Annotated in this window: 14 protein-coding genes; 5 read left to right on the top strand and 9 right to left on the bottom strand. The window is 53.5% G+C overall.

From position 1 onward, the window contains the following. Positions 1-87: 87 nt before the first annotated feature. The 4 genes from G3M78_03090 to flgL are packed head-to-tail and all read left to right on the top strand — an operon-like array spanning position 88 to position 4,266. Positions 88-558, top strand: a complete 471-nt coding sequence (locus G3M78_03090; GenBank protein ID QPJ64436.1) for a hypothetical protein — start codon at positions 88-90, stop codon at positions 556-558. Next, positions 500-1,000, top strand: a complete 501-nt coding sequence (locus tag G3M78_03085) for a flagellar protein FlgN (protein QPJ64435.1) — start codon at positions 500-502, stop codon at positions 998-1,000. The genes G3M78_03090 and G3M78_03085 overlap by 59 nt, the downstream gene beginning before the upstream one ends. A gap of 18 nt (positions 1,001-1,018) precedes the next feature. After that, positions 1,019-2,701, top strand: a complete 1,683-nt coding sequence (flgK, locus tag G3M78_03080; protein QPJ64434.1) for a flagellar hook-associated protein FlgK — start codon at positions 1,019-1,021, stop codon at positions 2,699-2,701. Positions 2,702-2,745: 44 nt separating this feature from the next. Continuing rightward, a complete protein-coding gene (flgL, locus tag G3M78_03075; GenBank protein QPJ64433.1) occupies positions 2,746-4,266 on the top strand; it encodes a flagellar hook-associated protein 3 in 1,521 nt (506 codons plus the stop codon). Between the two features lie 60 nt (positions 4,267-4,326). Here the strand turns inward: flgL and G3M78_03070 are convergent, their stop codons facing one another. Beyond that, a complete protein-coding gene (locus tag G3M78_03070; GenBank protein ID QPJ64432.1) occupies positions 4,327-5,583 on the bottom strand; it encodes a response regulator in 1,257 nt (418 codons plus the stop codon). A gap of 406 nt (positions 5,584-5,989) precedes the next feature. Between G3M78_03070 and G3M78_03065 the strand changes: the two genes are divergently transcribed. Then, on the top strand, positions 5,990-7,714 hold the full coding sequence (locus tag G3M78_03065; GenBank protein QPJ64431.1) for a hypothetical protein: 1,725 nt from the start codon (positions 5,990-5,992) through the stop codon (positions 7,712-7,714). Positions 7,715-7,732: 18 nt separating this feature from the next. Here G3M78_03065 and nadA read toward each other — a convergent pair whose 3' ends face one another. The 8 genes from nadA to G3M78_03025 all read right to left on the bottom strand — a co-directional run bounded on the left by nadA (position 7,733) and on the right by G3M78_03025 (position 15,548). Next, positions 7,733-8,671 (bottom strand): quinolinate synthase NadA, encoded by a 939-nt coding sequence (gene nadA, locus G3M78_03060; protein ID QPJ66747.1) that lies wholly within the window; start codon positions 8,669-8,671, stop codon positions 7,733-7,735. Positions 8,672-8,757: 86 nt separating this feature from the next. Continuing rightward, positions 8,758-9,102, bottom strand: a complete 345-nt coding sequence (locus tag G3M78_03055; protein QPJ64430.1) for a histidine triad nucleotide-binding protein — start codon at positions 9,100-9,102, stop codon at positions 8,758-8,760. 144 nt (positions 9,103-9,246) lie between these two features. Then, positions 9,247-10,728, bottom strand: a complete 1,482-nt coding sequence (locus G3M78_03050; protein ID QPJ64429.1) for a proteasome accessory factor PafA2 family protein — start codon at positions 10,726-10,728, stop codon at positions 9,247-9,249. Further along, positions 10,725-11,483, bottom strand: coding sequence for a proteasome subunit alpha (locus G3M78_03045; GenBank protein ID QPJ64428.1), 759 nt, complete (start codon positions 11,481-11,483; stop codon positions 10,725-10,727). The genes G3M78_03050 and G3M78_03045 overlap by 4 nt, the downstream gene beginning before the upstream one ends. 3 nt (positions 11,484-11,486) lie before the next feature. Beyond that, positions 11,487-12,287, bottom strand: coding sequence for a proteasome subunit alpha (locus G3M78_03040; protein ID QPJ64427.1), 801 nt, complete (start codon positions 12,285-12,287; stop codon positions 11,487-11,489). Beyond that, complete coding sequence (locus G3M78_03035) at positions 12,284-12,460, bottom strand: ubiquitin-like protein UBact (GenBank protein ID QPJ64426.1); 177 nt, start codon at positions 12,458-12,460, stop codon at positions 12,284-12,286. The genes G3M78_03040 and G3M78_03035 overlap by 4 nt, the downstream gene beginning before the upstream one ends. Beyond that, positions 12,451-13,932 (bottom strand): proteasome accessory factor PafA2 family protein, encoded by a 1,482-nt coding sequence (locus G3M78_03030; GenBank protein ID QPJ64425.1) that lies wholly within the window; start codon positions 13,930-13,932, stop codon positions 12,451-12,453. The genes G3M78_03035 and G3M78_03030 overlap by 10 nt, the downstream gene beginning before the upstream one ends. Beyond that, on the bottom strand, positions 13,929-15,548 hold the full coding sequence (locus G3M78_03025) for an AAA family ATPase (GenBank protein QPJ64424.1): 1,620 nt from the start codon (positions 15,546-15,548) through the stop codon (positions 13,929-13,931). Before G3M78_03025 ends, G3M78_03030 begins: the two co-directional genes overlap by 4 nt. Positions 15,549-15,645 lie beyond the last annotated feature (97 nt).

The raw sequence follows: 15,645 nt of genomic DNA, 5'->3' as shown, positions 1-15,645 counted from the left end.
TGTTTTGTCAAAGTGGTGGATAGGCTTTGGCATATGGCTTGCAAATTCCATTATTAATATTAAAAGGCAAATCGCCAAAGGCAGGTTATGGATAACTCGTTTCCCTTAAATACGCAGACCGACATTTTCTCTACCATGGGAATGAAGAAGGCCATGCAACTGCGCGAGCAGGCCGGTTCCGTGGATTCGCAATCCAAGCAACAGTTGAAGGAACTGGCGACGCAGTTTGAGTCCGTCTTCTCTCAGTACCTGATGAAGTCCATGCGCGAGACGGTTCCCAAAACGGGAATGCTGGACAGCTATGCGACCAATATGTACGAGCAAATGCTGGATGAAGAGTTTGCGAAGGAATCGTCCAAGAGCCAGGGCATCGGCCTTGCGGATATGATCTTCAATGAACTCAGTCGAAAAGACGACATCCTCAAGGGCATTATCGAGCAACCGACCGTTGATTTATCCACGCCTCCTAAATTTTATGATCTTAATGTGGAGAGAGCTAATGAAACAGCTCGTGCAAAGTCTGTACGCGGTGCTGACCGAGAAGGTTCGGGTTTATGATCGTTTTATTGCCTGCATGACGGAAGAGTGGAAAGGCTTGACGCAGTATTCGCTGACGGACTACCAGAAGGCGACCGAGCAGAAGGAAAAATTGATCGCCGAAATCGAAGGACTGGAGAACCGACGCCTGCGAGTGATGAAGAGCATCATGAAAGCGGCGGGCGCTTCGGGAGAGATCACTTTGAAAATGCTGATACAAAAACTGCCAGAAACTGTTGCAAACAAATTCGCGCAGACGCGCCGTGAGATCCTCAAACGGATCGACGAAATCAATCTCATGAATCAAAAAATTAAAACATTGATGGAGCGTTCTTCGCAGTCGTTTCAAAAATCAATGGCCTTCGTGCATTCAGTGGATCAGCAGGCGAATGCGCCTTACCAATCCAATGGCAAATTTTCCCAGGGAAAATTTCAGAGCCGTCTGGTGAGCGTCAACGCTTAAAGGCTCAGGCAAACTGTTATGACGACTAATATCTTCAGCGTATTGAATACCGGGCGGGTCAGCCTGCTCGCGCAACAACTGGCTCTCGAAGTAACCGGCCAGAACGTTGCGAACGCGCAGACGGAAGGCTACTCGCGCCAGCAGGTGACCTTCGAGGCCAACTCACCGCGTCAGACGGCGCAAGGGCCTCTGGGAACCGGCGTGACCGTCAGCGGCATCGAACGCTTCCATGACAGTTTTCTGTTCAAACAAATATTATCTGAAGGCGACCGCACGGGAAACTATCAGGTGCGCAAGGACGTATTCGACCAGCTGGAAATTTTGTTCAACGAAAATTCCGGCGGAAGCCTCAATGCAGAATTGAGTTCCCTGTTCACCAGCATGCAGGATCTGGCGACCAATCCGAGTGGATTGCCGGAGCGCTCCAACGTCATCGCACGCGGGCAGGAATTGTCGCATATGTTCAACAGCATTGGCGATCAGTTGTTCTCGATTCAGCGCAATCTGGATTTGGTGATGGAAGATGAGATCACCCAGATCAATACGCTGTCGACGGAAATTTCCAATCTGAATCGCGCCATCCATCAAAGCGAACCGGGCAATGCGAAAGCCAATGACCTGAGGGATTCGCGCGATCGTTTGATTCAGCAACTTTCGGAGAAGATAGACATTCAGCAGGTGGATGAGGTGGAAGGTTTGGTCAGCATCACCCTGAGCGGCGGTATCCCTCTGGTTCTGCGCGATATCACCTTCCCGATCAGCACGCAGTTGAACGGTAACAACAACGCGTTTCGCGACGTTGTGATCAGCAATGGCGCCGGATCAACGACCAACATCACCAGCGGTATCCAGGGCGGTCGGCTGAAAGGCATCATCGACATGCGCGATGTTGAGGTGGCGGGCATCAAGGATGAGCTGGACCGCATGGCGGCCTCTCTGGTGCGCGAGATCAATAAACTGCATCAACAGGGCTTCGGTCTGGACGGTTCCACGGGCAATAATTTTTTCACCCCGCTCACGCCTTCGGTGAAGACCAATGTGAACAACACGGGTGCGGCGACGGTCTCGGCGGTCAACGCCAGTCCTTCCACCACTTCGATTGACAAATATGAAATCACCTTCACCGGCTCCAACAGTTTCACCCTGCAAAATTTAACGACCAACGCGAGTTCGGGAACCTTCACTTTCACCGCGGGAAGCGCGTTCAATCTGGCGGGCGGGCTGGCGGTGACGATATCCGGTTCCGCCGCAGTCGGCGACAAATTCAAATTATCGCTTTCTGACAACGCGTCGCGCAATATGTCGGTTTCGACCGACGTTTCGACCAATTCCCAAAAAGTGGCGGCGGGTTCGTCTTCTAACGGCAATGGCGCCAACGCGCAGGCATTGGCAAATTTGCAGGAGAGTCTGCTGTTCAATGGAACCAGTCTGGATCAGACCGGTTCGGGGATGTTCACCTTCGATGAATTTTTCAACGCCATTGTCAGCGATATCGGAATCAAATCATTTTCCGCGCAGACAACGATGAGCCAGCAGGAAGGGGTGACCTTGCAATTGAACGCGCGACGCGAAAGCATCTCAGGCGTTTCGATTGATGAAGAAATGATCAATCTGGTCCGTTTCCAGCAATCCTTCAATGCCTCGGCGCGTCTCATCACCACCGTTCAGGAGATGATGGATATTCTGGTCAACCGTATCTGAAGTTTGGGAAGTTCCCAGGTTTAATTAATTAAGGAATAACGCTCATGGTTACGAGAGTTACCGCCAAAGCCGTACAAGACAGCACATTACGAAATGTTTTCCGCATCACGGAGAACCTGTTCAATGCGCAAAAGCAGATTTCCACGGGAAAGAGAATTCTGAAGCCCTCGGACGATCCCAGCGGTATGCGGGATTCTCTGGCTCTGCGTTCGAGCATCAAACAACGCCAGCAGTTCGTTCGCAATATTGAAAACAACCGCATCTTTATTCAAAGCGCCGACACGGCGTTGAGCACGGTTGGCAGCGCTCTCAATCGCTCTAAAGAACTGGCGATCCAGGGGCTGGCGGGAACGGCCACTTCGGCGACTCGAGATTTCGCCGCAGGAGAGGTCGACAAATTATTGCAGGAAGCCTTGCAGGCGGGAAACACCAAGGCGAAGAACCAATACGTTTTTTCTGGGACACAGACGCGCACCTCGCCTTTTGAGTTGAGCGCTTCTGGGGCGGTGTACAAGGGCAATACGGAAAATTTCACCATTGCGGTGGCGAGCAATACTTCGCTTGAATTTGCCCTGCCCGGTTCCGATGTGCTGGCGGTGGATTTAAACCCCTCTGTTACTACAGCTACGGCTCTTTCCAGCATGAATGGCGGAACCGGGGTGAGCGCGGGTACATTCACCCTGACCGATCGGGGCGGCAACAGCGCAACGATACTGGTGAGCGCGGGACAGACTCTGGGAAACGTGATCTCTTCTATCAATTCGGCAGGACTGAACATCACAGCTTCGATCAATTCGAGCAACAACGGCATTCAGCTGGTGGACTCCAGTTCCGTCATCACCGGCGAGCTTGTTGTCGCCGAAGTTGGAACCGGAACGACGGCGTCCGAACTTGGTATTTTTGGTTCGCGCGACGGCAATCTGGTTGGAACCGACATCAATCCGGTCATCACTTCGACGACCCAGATTTCACAATTAAAGAATGGCGCGGGTCTCACTCTGGGCGACATCAGTATCGTCAACGGCGCCGCCTCGGGGACGGTGAGTCTGGCTTCAGCCGCGACGATTGGTGACGTGCTCAACACGATCAACGCCGCGGGATTCAATGTGACGGCAAGCATCAACTCGGCGGGTAATGGATTGCGGATCGCGTCGAACAGTTCCACAACGGTTGCGGTGGTCAACGACATCGGTACGGGAACCACGGCGGAGAGCCTGGGCCTGGGAGGCGGACTGAATGTTCTGAACACTTTGTTCGACCTTAAAAACGCATTGGAGCGCGACGATAACAGCGGCATCCTTGCCAGTCTGGCGAACCTCGATTCCGCGCTGGCGGCGGTGAATGAATCGCGCGCGATCATTGGAAGCGTTCAGGGAAGAATCGATTCGACGGCAAACGTTCATGCCCAGGAAATCGTTTTTCAAAAAGAACAGATCTCTAATATCGAGGACGCCGACCTCACCGAGCAGGCTTCGGAACTGGCCAATCTGGAATTTGCATTGCAGGCGACGCTCAGTTCCACGGCGCGCATCATCCAACCCACCTTGCTGGATTTTCTCCGCTGATCGTTCCGATCAACAGCGCTATCACAATCTTGGTTTGAATAGAAGGCGGGATCGCCTTTGTCAGGTCCTGCGGATGGGTAGCTTGGTTCCGATGGTTCCCAACCGATTGTTTACGATGGGTAGGTCGATCGTGAAGTTGGCCCCACGTTGCGGAAGGTTTTCCGCTTCGATGGAACCGCCGTGCTTTTCGATGATGGAATGGCAGATGCTCAGCCCCAGACCGGTTCCCTGATCTTCCGGTTTTGTGGTGAAGAAGGGTTCGAATAATTTTTCCAGATCGCTTTCCTCGATACCGTATCCGGTATCTTTGAATTGGATGCGCAGGGTGTTCGGGTTGTTCAGTTTGAATTCATCGCGTTTGAATATGCGCCGGTCCTTCGTGTGCATGGAAGTAGAAACGGTTAGCGTGCCGCCATTGGGCATGGAGTATTTGGCGTTGTTGATCAAGTTGAGAAACACCTGCCGCATTTGATCGGTGTCGATCAAAATATCCGGTAGCTTGAGGGCCAGTTGTTTTTCCACGTTGATCGATTGCAGGTGAAGGTCTTTTTCCATGACCGACAGCACCGACTCCAGCACGACGTTGATCTTCTCCTTTTTGAGTTCAACATCCTGCTTGCGCGATAGTTTCAAAAGACTGCTGATGATTTTTTCAATGCGATGCACTTCTTCCATGATCGATTTCAGATCATCGGCCAGAACCGGGTCATTTTTGCGTTCCATCAGCAGAGCCTGGGAATGACCGGATATGATATTCAGAGGATTCAGTATTTCGTGGCAGACTCCAGCGGCGAGACGTCCAATCCCGGCGAGTTTTTCCGAGCGCAGGATTTGCGTTTGAGCGGATTGAAGTTTACGCAGGGATTCCTGCAAGTCGTCATGCGATTGCTTCAGCTGGTTCTCGGCAAGCAGGCGCATTTCCCCTTCGTGCGCAATTTTCAAACAATAGCGAAAACTGTTGATAAGAGCGCTGCCGGATAACTTGTCTTTGTTGAGGTAGTCGTTGGCTCCGGCTTTCATGGCCTGAACTGCGATTTCCTGGTCGCCGTGCCCTGTCAGCAGGATGAGCGGCAGGTTCGCCCATTGACTGCGCACCCTGCGAATCAGTTCCACTCCGTCGGTTTCTCCCAAATGATAATCAAACAGACACAGGTCGAAGGTCGCGCCTGCCAATTTTTCTATGGCCTCTTCAGCGGTGGGGCAGGTTTCAATGGAAGGGAGGGGAACGGGGTTTTCTTCCCGTATCATTTCATGAAACAGGAAAATATCGTCTTCGTTATCCTCAACCAATAGTATTTTTAAAGGTTTGTCGGGCACGGGCTGTGTAATAAAATTTTGATAAGGGCTATGTGTCTCTACTTTAGCTTAAATTTATTAGGAAAACAGAATTTTTTTTACACGAATTATTGAATAAATGCCGCTTTTAACAATGTGATTGGCGCAATAACGTCAAGGTTTCGAAGACGATTCCGTTAAGCAGAGTAGCGGTATCTGAGAACAATTTTATAAAACAAGGCATTATAAGAAAAAACGCTTCAATTAAATATAAAAAAATAGCAATTTTTCAAACTTTTTTATCGGATATCTGAATATACTGCTTGTTCTGGCTAGTTATTACGGATTTCCTGAATTTAATATTGGATAGTTAAATATGCGGGTCAGATTCATACTCATCCTATTCCCTTTCATATTGTTTTTAATAGGGTTTTCTCCTTCAACGGTTGTGGCTGCTATTCAAAAAAGCCCGCAGTTGGAAAAGCAACTGCTCAAGCAGGAGATGGATGATATCAAGCAGGAGGTCAAGGAATTGGTCGAGGAGATCAAAGAAGAGATTCGCCTGCAACAGATCGAATTGAAAAAGGAAATGGCGGAATTGAAGCGGGAGATGGATGCTGAAAAGGGTGGGATGAAGGACGCCATGGACAGAGTCAAAGAAGATGCCAAAATAACGAGTCTGGAAATGCAGGCGGAAATGGAGCAGTCGAAGTTGGAAGGGGAGCGAATCAAGGAGGAAGCGCAGGCGGAACTGGAAAAAAGCAAAGAAGACTTTGCCGAAACGGCTGAGTCAATCAAAGGCGTTTTGGAGGAATCCAAACAAGAGATGCGGGAAGCCAGCGAAGAATCAAAAAAAGTTTTGGAAGAGTTGCAGTCCACTGCGGCGATTGATAAAGAAGAACAGCGCCGCATCATGGAAGAAGCGAAAAAGGAAATGCTGGAATCCATGCGCGAGGTCAGGCAAGAGCTTGCCGCTATGGGCAAGGATTTTGACAAGATCACCGGCGATGCCAAAAAAGATGCGTTTAAAGATTCGGGCAGTGTGCTCTCGGAAATGCGAAAGGCTCAGGTTGCGAGCAAGCTTGCTCATGAAGAGGTCGCTTCCCTGGCTAATTTCAATCAGGTTGTCGACAAGGGTGAACTGTTGAAGGAACAGCAGGAACAGGAAAAAGCTGTGAAAAGCGCGCGCGAGGTGGGCATGCGGGAAATTCGACTGGCCAAGGTGGAGACGAAAGAATCCCTGGCAAAGGATCGGGCGGAAAATGAACGACGATTGCGAAGGGATGCGCTGAAGCGAGTGCGCGATAAAAAACTGGAAGACGCGCGTAAGGCGAAGAGAGAAAGCGACTCGGAAAAACGGGCCGAACGAAAACTTAAATTGCGCAGTCTGGGCGACAGGGATTCAAAAGTTGGGGAGGACGGACCTGACGGAAAACGGCGGGGAAGGAAGAGCGTTTCCAGAAAGTTTGGAGAAGACGACGGGCTGGATTCCGGGAAAGGCGGCGAGAAGGGAACCGGAAGGCAGGCGCAGTCTGCCGCCGGGTTGGGCGCAGGAAGCGACGTATCGCTGGATGAGACTCCATTTGATATTCAGCTCAGGGAAGAACAACTGCGCAAACAACGGGAAGAAGAGATGCTGCGACTGGAGCAGGAGCGTTTGAATCGTCAAAAAATCATTCTGGAAGAATTCAAGGAACGCATTCGCAATCTCAAAAAACGCCTGGAACGCGGCGGGGTGGAAGAGTACCCGATCCTCGTGGATCTGGGGGACGTTTATCTGGAGGCGCAAAAATACCTAAACTCCCTGGATGTCAAGGACCGCAACCGATGGCTGGAAGACGAGCCGACGCTGGTGATGGGAAGTCACGAAATAGCGATCTGGGCCTATAAGATGGCGCTGGAACGTCGCCCCGAAAACGGTGAGTTGAATCTGACCTTGGGAAAAATCTATGACGAACTGGACGATGAGGAAAACGCCGAACGGCATGCCTTGATCGCTAAAGAATTGTTCACGAAGAAACGCATGGCGAACCAACTCGACAAGGTCGAACAACTGTTGAATGATTTGAAAATGGAACCGGAACCGAATCCGAATCCGGTGGACACGACTCTGACGGCGCCCGAAGGCGATTTTCTTGCAGAACCTGCCGTTTCAGAAACGCCGGAGCTTTAATCTGAGGCGCGGCTCGGATCAGCGGTCGGCGTATTCAAACATGCGCTCAACGCATCGAAGCGCATTTTTCTGAACTTCGGGACTGAGTCGGATGATCTGGTCGTCGCGCGGATTTTCAAGAACGTGCAGGATGTCTTCCAGCGAATTGGATTTCATGTACTGACATTGCGTGCAGGAACCGACAAAGCGTTTGTCGGGAAATTCAGATTGCAGGACGTCGGTCAAACCGCATTCCGTCAGTAAAAAGAAGGTGTCGCCGCTGGATTCGCGGACGCGGTCGAGCATACCGGCGGTGCTTCCGACAAAATCGGCCTTGTCGATCACGCCCGGTTTGCATTCCGGGTGCGCAAGGATTTCCACCTCGGGAAAATTCTGACGCACGATGTCGATGCTTTCCGGCCGGTATTCCTCGTGGACGTAGCAGGTCCCCTCGTACACGTCGATGATCTTCTCCACTCCTTTGGCCTTGAGATAGTGAATCGCGTTCTGCCCCATCAATTTATCGGGCAGAAAATAAATGCGGTCGTTCTCGATACGCTCCAGAATTTTATAGACATTGGAAGAGGTCACGCAGACGTCGCAAAGCGCCTTCACTTCCGCTGTGGTGTTGATGTAGCAGACGAAGGTGTGGTCGGGAAACTCGTTGCGCAGGCGGCGGACGTCGTCCGCCGTGATGCCGTCCGCGAGAGAACAGCCGCCGTTGAAATTGGGGTCGAGCACGGTCTTGTCGGGATTGACGATCTTGGCCGTCTCCGCCATGAAGCGCACGGCGGAAAAAACGATCACGTCGGCGTCGGACTTCTGCGCCTTCTTGGAAAGCGCGTAGGAATCGCCGGTATAGTCCGCCGCGCCAAAGTAAATGTAGGGCGAGACGTAGTTGTGCGCGAGAACGATGGCGTTCTTTTCTTTCTTGAGCGCTTCAATCCGGTTGATGACGGGCAGACGCTCTTCGCACATTTCCTTGATGAAACGTTGCGTCGATCCGCCCAGACGAATGGATTTTAATTTGTCGTACAGTTGATTCGCGTCCACCGAAACTCTCCCTAGCCTGGGGGCCAGGCCATCGGTCGCCCGCCCAAAATGTGAAAATGGATATGATAGACGGACTGACCGCCGTGGCGACCGCAATTGACGACGACGCGAAAACCGTCGTCGGCCATACCAAGCTGGCGCGCCAGTTTGCCCGCGACGCCGTAAATGGAACCGATCATCTCAAAATCATCCTCCTGCAATTCCAGAATGGTGGAATGATGCTTGCGGGGAATGACCAGCAGATGCGTGGGCGCTTGCGGGTTGATGTCTTTAATGACGAAGAGTCGTTCGTCTTCATAGACCTTTTCGGAAGGGATGTCTCCCTTCTCAATTTTACAAAACAGACAATCGCTCATGAGACCTCAATGATGGGTTGATTTGATACCAGTATAGCGCCAGTTGAAAAAACCGTCATCGTTTGTATCGGCTCGATGACGGGATCGTTCTGGCAGGCGGGCGTCTGAAAACTCTGAATCGGTTCAAGTTGTATGCAGGTCGAGTCAGGAACTCGTCGGGTTTGATGCGGAGGCTTCCTCGTTATCGTCGATTTCCATATTTTTAAGTTCTTTAATGCGCTCCGCAATTTCTTCGCTGTAAGTGCGGAAGGGGTCGAGCATCAGAAAAGGTTCTTCGCTGTCGCTCAGGCGAAAACCGATCCAGTCGATCAGGTAACCGACCTGGCTGGTCAGCAGAGCCTGCACCAGTTCGCCGCGACCCTGCGCACGGGTGCGTCGCGGGGCGCGTTGCCTGGCGCGTTGAATGGCTTCGTCGCTGGTTTTGCGATAAGCGTCGCCGCTTTCCTCCAGACCCCAGTACAATCCCTGTTGCTTGTTGAGATTGTGGTACTCCAGATCCAGACTCTTCATCCAGGGATCGTTCCAGTCCAGATTCTCTTCTTTTTGAAATTCGCCAAGCATCCACAGTTTGGTGGCCCAGTCGACGCGCCCGATCAAGGCTTCGGGGCCTTTAGGCAGATCGTCGAGCACGTTTTCCCATGCGCCGAGAATCCAGTCGGTTTCCAGACTGGAGCCGCCCAGTTCGCTTTTGGCGCGTTCGAGCATACTGCGTTGCAGGTCGAGAGCCGTGGTGGTGGTTCCGTTGCGCAATTGAATTTCCCATTTGAATTCCGGGTCGCGCGAAATCGAACTCATGGCAAACACGGAGTTGGAGAGAATCCAGTCGCGCGATGCGGCGCCGCGTTCCATCAGTTCCAGCATCAGCGAGGTACAGCCCATTTTCAATGCGGTGGAAAATTCGCTGATATTGGAGTCGCCCACCAACAGATGAATACGGCGAAACTTGCTGGGGTCGGCGAGCGGTTCGTCGCGGGTGTTGACGATGGCGCGGTTGTATTGCACCCAGCGGTAAAATTCATTAGGAATATGATCGGCGCGTTGAGACAGCTGAAACTTGACGGTCTCTTCCTCCGCCGTTTCCTGAACCGCTTCATCCCAGTCGCGGAAGGGGTGCGGGTTGCAGGCGCCGATGCGTCCCGCGCCGCAGTAAATTTGCCGCGTGACAAGGAAGGCCGCCAGTAATTTGAGATTGTCGCGGTCCTCGAGTTGCAGTTCCCGGCTCGCCAGATAATTTTCGTGGCAACCGAAGGTGGCGTTGGTTTCCAGATCGACGTTATTTTTGATGATCGCGATCCGCTCGCCCCAGCCCAGCTCTTCGACAGCTTCCTGAATGATCTCGTCGCCAGCACGGTCGTAGGTGAGTAGATCGACCAGAGAGGAGCATTCGGGCGAGGCGTATTCGAGATGCCCCATGTCCAGATAGATGCGTCCGCCGTTGAGCATGAAGCCGCCGTTGCCCGGCGGCTCGTCGTTGGCGCGGTAATGCATGTCGAGCACGCCGACTTTTTTATTTGAAAAAATATGGTCCTTGATATGGTAAGCCGCTTCCACCGGGTCGATTGGATTCTCGGTGTCTTTGATCAAGAGGCCGTATTCTGTTTCCAGTCCATAAATGCGTTTTTTCATTTCATGGCCTCGGCCCGGACGTTTTCGATCTCGTCTTTGCCGAGTCGGCGAAACAAGGCTTTTCGCGGCGTGGTGCGGGACAAAACGGCGGCTTCCAGATTCCACTTCCCAAAAGCATCCTTGAGGCTGAGAGGGACGCTTTCATCCTCTTCGTGGTCGTCGTTCAATTCGGCGGAATGTTTGCGTCCCGCTTCCCAGAGACGCAAGGCTTCCTTGAGCGCTTGTTGCAAAGTCATATTGGCGAAATCGGTTTTGCCGATTTCCTCGCTGATCCAGTCCATGACCGTGGCGTCTCCAGCAATGGCGACTCCATTGGGGAAGGTCTCCCAGTAACCGTCGTAATTCAGGCGATAAAACGCCGGAGCGCCGGAAGGGTCGATCTCGGCCAGCAGTAGCTGGATGAGATAGGGCGCGCGCTGAACTTCTTCAAAATTCTGCTTCAATGCCGGGGCGATGCCAAACTGCAAAAGACGAAGCAGGTTGACGTCGGAGGCGGACCGGTTGAATCCTTCCAGATGCGCCATTTCCAGCAAGGTCATGCGCATGCGTTCGACGTCCGCCGGGTGGCCCAGCGCGCCGAAGGCGATGCGGTCGTAAATTTCATAAACTTTCCCGGGTTGCGGCGCAAAGCCGACCAGCAGGGAACCTTCATTATAGGGGACGCCGAGTACCGGCTGGCCCTTGTTGAGTTTTTCACGAATATAAGAATGGCGAGTGGAGACCGCCTCCATCCAGCGGAATGGTTCATCAAGCATGGACTATTGACCTCGTTTCATGGCTTCTGGAAAAAGCGTGGCGATTTCCTGTTCTTCAAAGAAGTGATACCCATCGGCGTCTACGGTGGCGATGGTGGGATAGATCTGATCTTCGGGGCGGGCCTGTCCCGTTGCCGAATCAAACAGCGAGGCGGTTTTCAGTAAACGGACGGCGAACAAAGCGGCTTCGTTGCGACTTCGTTGCGCCAGCGGTTTCACACCCCACAGGTCTTCATGTTCCATGACGCCGCGAATGATGGGCGACCCGGAACCGGTGGTGGTGTGCGTGCGTATCTGAAATTCGGCGCCGAGCATATCGTAAAAATAGATCAGCGCTTGTTTGTTCTGGTGATCGTAGGTGGTGAAGATCGGGCTGACCGCGCCGACGCCCTGCAGGGCCATGCCGACGTTGTCCTTGAGCAGACGCGACAAAGCGCGCACCTTGCCCTCGGCGCTCATCGGTTGCAACTGCGAGCGGCGGTAAAATTCAAAATTGTGAGACATCACCCGCGCCATTTCAAACGCCGTCGCGGGAACGCCGGCGATGGCCATCAGGGAATGGTCGTCGACCGGAATGACCTTGTCGCAACGTTCGTACATGATGGCGTTGCCCGCCGTGGCGCGACGATCGCCCGCCATGAGAACGCCGTCGGCGTAGTGAAACGCGAGTACGGTGGTTCCAGACGGAATGGGAGACAGGCTGGCGCCGGCGCCTTCAATAGGACGGCTCCATCGGTAACCCGACTGTTCCAGCAGTTCGAGAAAATCTCCAGTGGCGCGGTTCGGTTGAATGCGTTCGCTCATTGGCCGGTGCGCTGTTTGTAGCGTTCTGATTGTTTCGGATCAACGCGTTTCATTCGTTTGAGAATGCTGTCGCGTCCGGGTCGTTCGGTTTTCGGGCTGGAAGGTCCGCCGTCTCCCTGATCCGGCTCTGCCTCGCGACGTTCTTCCTTGCGCTTGGGATCGTTCATTTCCATATCCATTGCTCCTTGTTGGAATTCATCCATTGTTCCACGGCGTCCGGGTCGGTCAATTCCGTCAGGTCGATCACAGAATCGTCCTTCAATTTCATACCCGTCCAGTGGATGGACTGAATGTCGTTAGTATAATAGCGTACCATATTGCCTCGAATCCACGCCCGTGTGCCCTGGGGTGGATTGTCGACGGCTTCGGAGATTTCGCTCTCCTTGAACAGCGATAAAACGCGGCCTTCCTGCTCGAGTCCCCGGTACAGGCCGCGCTCGGGGTCCAGATTATGGTATTCGAGGTCCAGACTCTTCAACCAGGGATCGTCCCAGTCGAGGGATTCTTCTTCCATGAAGCCTTGAAACAGATCGGCTTTGATGGCCCAGTCGATACGGTCCGCCAGTTTCTCCGGGGCGTGTTTCAGTTCGCTCAGGGTTCGCGCCCATTCGCTCACCACCCAGTTGAGTTCCTCGCTTTTTCCAGCATAACACCGTTGAGCCGCTTCGCAAAAGGCTTCCTGAACCTCCAGAGCGGTGATTGTTTTGCCGCTTTTCAGTCGTAAGGAAGCGCGTCCTGTGAGGTCGCGCGAGATTTTTTTTACGTCGGCGACCGGGTCTTCCAGTTCCAGTACCGGGGCTTCTCCGGCGGCGACCAGACCGAGCGCGAGGCGCGTGGCGCCCACCTTCAGGGCGGTGGCGTAGGCCGACATATTGGCGTCGCCAAGGATGAGGTGCAGGCGGCGAAATTCTTTGCCCGCGTGCGACTCGTCCCGGGTGTTGATGATGGGACGCTGGGTCATCGTCTCGATGCTTAAAATCGATTCGATGAAATCCGAACGTTGCGCCAGCTGAAGCCCGGAAAACGATTCGTTGCGTCCTTCGTAACCGACCTTGCCGGAACCGGCGTACAATTGCCGGGTGACTAAAAACGATACCAGGGCGCTGACGATGCTCTCGAAGGGAACGTCGCGCGCGACCATATAATTGTCGTGAGTGCCGTAGCTGTGCCCGACGTAATCCGTGTTGTTCTTGAACAATTGCACATGCGGGCCGCCCAGCGCCTTGTTTCGCAACTCGGCGGCGCGCGCCACGATGTGTTCCCCGGCGATGTCGTGCGCCACCAGTTGAAACAGATCGTTGCATTCCGGCGTGCTGTATTCCGGGTGCGTGTGATCGTTGTAAAAACGCGCTCCGTTCGACAGCGTGCGATCGCATTTCATGTCGTGATAGCTGTAGGGACGCTCGCGATCCTGCTCGCAGAATTCGTCCTCTTCTTCATCCTGCGCCAGCGAACGCACCCGGAAGCCGCGCAGGTCCTGATGACTGTTCTCGAATCGATAGGACCAGGCGCCGAAAACACTGAGCGCGTCCGAAGCTTTCAACAGCGCCATGGACTCTTCGACGGGGTCCGAATCCTCCGCATTTTCGCGAATGATTCCGTATTCTGTTTCGATCCCCATCAGGGGAGGCAGATCTTCGATCATATGATTGAGCGGTTGATGGTGACTTGCGCGGCCTGATCCGACTCGTTGGGCTTGCGCACGCGCGCGACATGTTGCGGGTCCATATCGAGCAGACGCAACCAGTCTTCCATATTCGATTCCGCGGGCACGATGCGGCTCTCTTCAAACTCGGTCTTGAGCGCCGCCTTCAGGTCGTCGCGCAGGATTTTCAATTCCTCGCCGTTGATCGCGCGTTCCACGGCTTTTTCCTTGGCCCGTGTGACGATGCTTTCGAGGATGGCTCCGGAAATGAAATCCTTCCAGTACAATTTTTTGAACTCGCCGCTTCGCATCGTCAGAACCAGGGTTTCGTGCTCCGAGGTTTTCTGGAACAGGTAGTCGAGGAAAGGATTGACCATGTCGTCGAAGTTGTCCGTTTCCATCGGCAGATTTTCTTTGAGGTAGACTCTGAGAATCGCCTTGCATCCGTCGCGGTCCGGTCGACCGACCTTGACCTTGCGATCGATTCGGCCCGGCCTCAAAATCGCCGGGTCGATCAGGTCGGGGCGATTGGTGGCGAGGATGACAACCGTGTCGCGAAGCGATTCGATGCCGTCCATCTCGGCGCAGAACATGGGCACCAGCGTGTTGGAGATATTGTTTCCTCTCCATGCTTGCCGCGTTCCAAGCACCGACTCGGCTTCGTCGATGAAAATAAAGGGAACATGTCCCTTTTCCTTATACTCGCGCGCCTTGGCGAATATTTCGCGCACCTTGCGCTCGGACTCGCCGAGCCACATGTTGAGAATCTCCGGGCCCTTGACGTGAATGAACCGTCCTTCGAGATCGCGGTTCTCGCGGTCGCCCAGGCGTTTGATGATTTCCGTCAGAATGGCCTTGCCGATGAGGGTCTTGCCGCAACCGGGGGGGCCGTAGAACAGAAAGCCCTTGGGCAGTTGGAATTCCATTTTGGCGATGATTTCTTCATGCAGGATGGGATACTCGATCACTTTCCTGACTTCTTCGACCACGTGCTCCTGACCACCGACCTTGGACCAGTCGGTTTTGACGAAATCGTCCTGCACAAAGGATTTGGACTCGCGTTTCGGCAAGCGTCCGAGAATGACTTTCTGGCTGGGATCGAGGATTACCTCGTCGCCTTCGCGCAAGGCGGAGACATCGAGTCCGGGACGCGACTGCACCATCGTTTCGCTGGCGGAACTGCCGCCGGAAGAAACCAGCCAATGGCCGTCGGCGAGACGGCTGGCGATGCGATTGATCGGCCCCTGGCTCGGTTGTTTCAGTTTGGCGATGGCGACAAAGCCTTCGTTGACTGCAACCTGATCGCCGGGTTCGAGCGTGTCGTTTTCCAATACTTCCGGCGAGACTTGCGCCTGATATTCGGCGCCGCCGACCATCAAGCGATACAAATCGCCTTCGCCCTGTCCCAGAACGGTGCCGATGCGATGCGCCGGTGATTTCAGCTTGTCGATGGTCTCTTCTAATACATTGATTTTTTGAGCGTGCTGGGCCGCTGTCTGCTGGGCCTGAAAAAGCGCGTCGCGCAAATCGTATAATTTATCCTGAAGAGCGGGCTGGTTTGCAGTTTCTTCCAGAACCTGCTCGATCAATTCTATGATGTGGACGGGGTCTCCCATCTTCAATTCCTTATTTCAAACTGCGTTATAAATATCCGGCGCGGGGGCCGAAACCTGAGCGTTCACTTTTATTATACGCGAGGGAATCCAATTTTAA

It is taken from the genome of Candidatus Nitrohelix vancouverensis (genome assembly GCA_015698305.1).
GTDB lineage: Bacteria > Nitrospinota > Nitrospinia > Nitrospinales > VA-1 > Nitrohelix > Nitrohelix vancouverensis.
This window is presented reverse-complemented; position numbering and strand designations above follow the sequence as displayed.

Excerpts from the sequence above, each read along its gene's own strand:
- G3M78_03090 (QPJ64436.1), top strand. The coding sequence starts at position 88 with ATGGATAACTCGTTTCCCTTAAATACGCAGACCGACATTTTCTCTACC.
- G3M78_03085 (QPJ64435.1), top strand. The coding sequence starts at position 500 with ATGAAACAGCTCGTGCAAAGTCTGTACGCGGTGCTGACCGAGAAGGTT.
- flgK (QPJ64434.1), top strand. The coding sequence starts at position 1,019 with ATGACGACTAATATCTTCAGCGTATTGAATACCGGGCGGGTCAGCCTG.
- flgL (QPJ64433.1), top strand. The coding sequence starts at position 2,746 with ATGGTTACGAGAGTTACCGCCAAAGCCGTACAAGACAGCACATTACGA.
- nadA (QPJ66747.1), bottom strand. The coding sequence starts at position 8,671 with ATGTGCGAAGAGCGTCTGCCCGTCATCAACCGGATTGAAGCGCTCAAG.
- G3M78_03055 (QPJ64430.1), bottom strand. The coding sequence starts at position 9,102 with ATGAGCGATTGTCTGTTTTGTAAAATTGAGAAGGGAGACATCCCTTCC.
- G3M78_03050 (QPJ64429.1), bottom strand. The coding sequence starts at position 10,728 with ATGAAAAAACGCATTTATGGACTGGAAACAGAATACGGCCTCTTGATC.
- G3M78_03045 (QPJ64428.1), bottom strand. The coding sequence starts at position 11,483 with ATGCTTGATGAACCATTCCGCTGGATGGAGGCGGTCTCCACTCGCCAT.
- G3M78_03040 (QPJ64427.1), bottom strand. The coding sequence starts at position 12,287 with ATGAGCGAACGCATTCAACCGAACCGCGCCACTGGAGATTTTCTCGAA.
- G3M78_03035 (QPJ64426.1), bottom strand. The coding sequence starts at position 12,460 with ATGGAAATGAACGATCCCAAGCGCAAGGAAGAACGTCGCGAGGCAGAG.
- G3M78_03030 (QPJ64425.1), bottom strand. The coding sequence starts at position 13,932 with ATGATCGAAGATCTGCCTCCCCTGATGGGGATCGAAACAGAATACGGA.
- G3M78_03025 (QPJ64424.1), bottom strand. The coding sequence starts at position 15,548 with ATGGGAGACCCCGTCCACATCATAGAATTGATCGAGCAGGTTCTGGAA.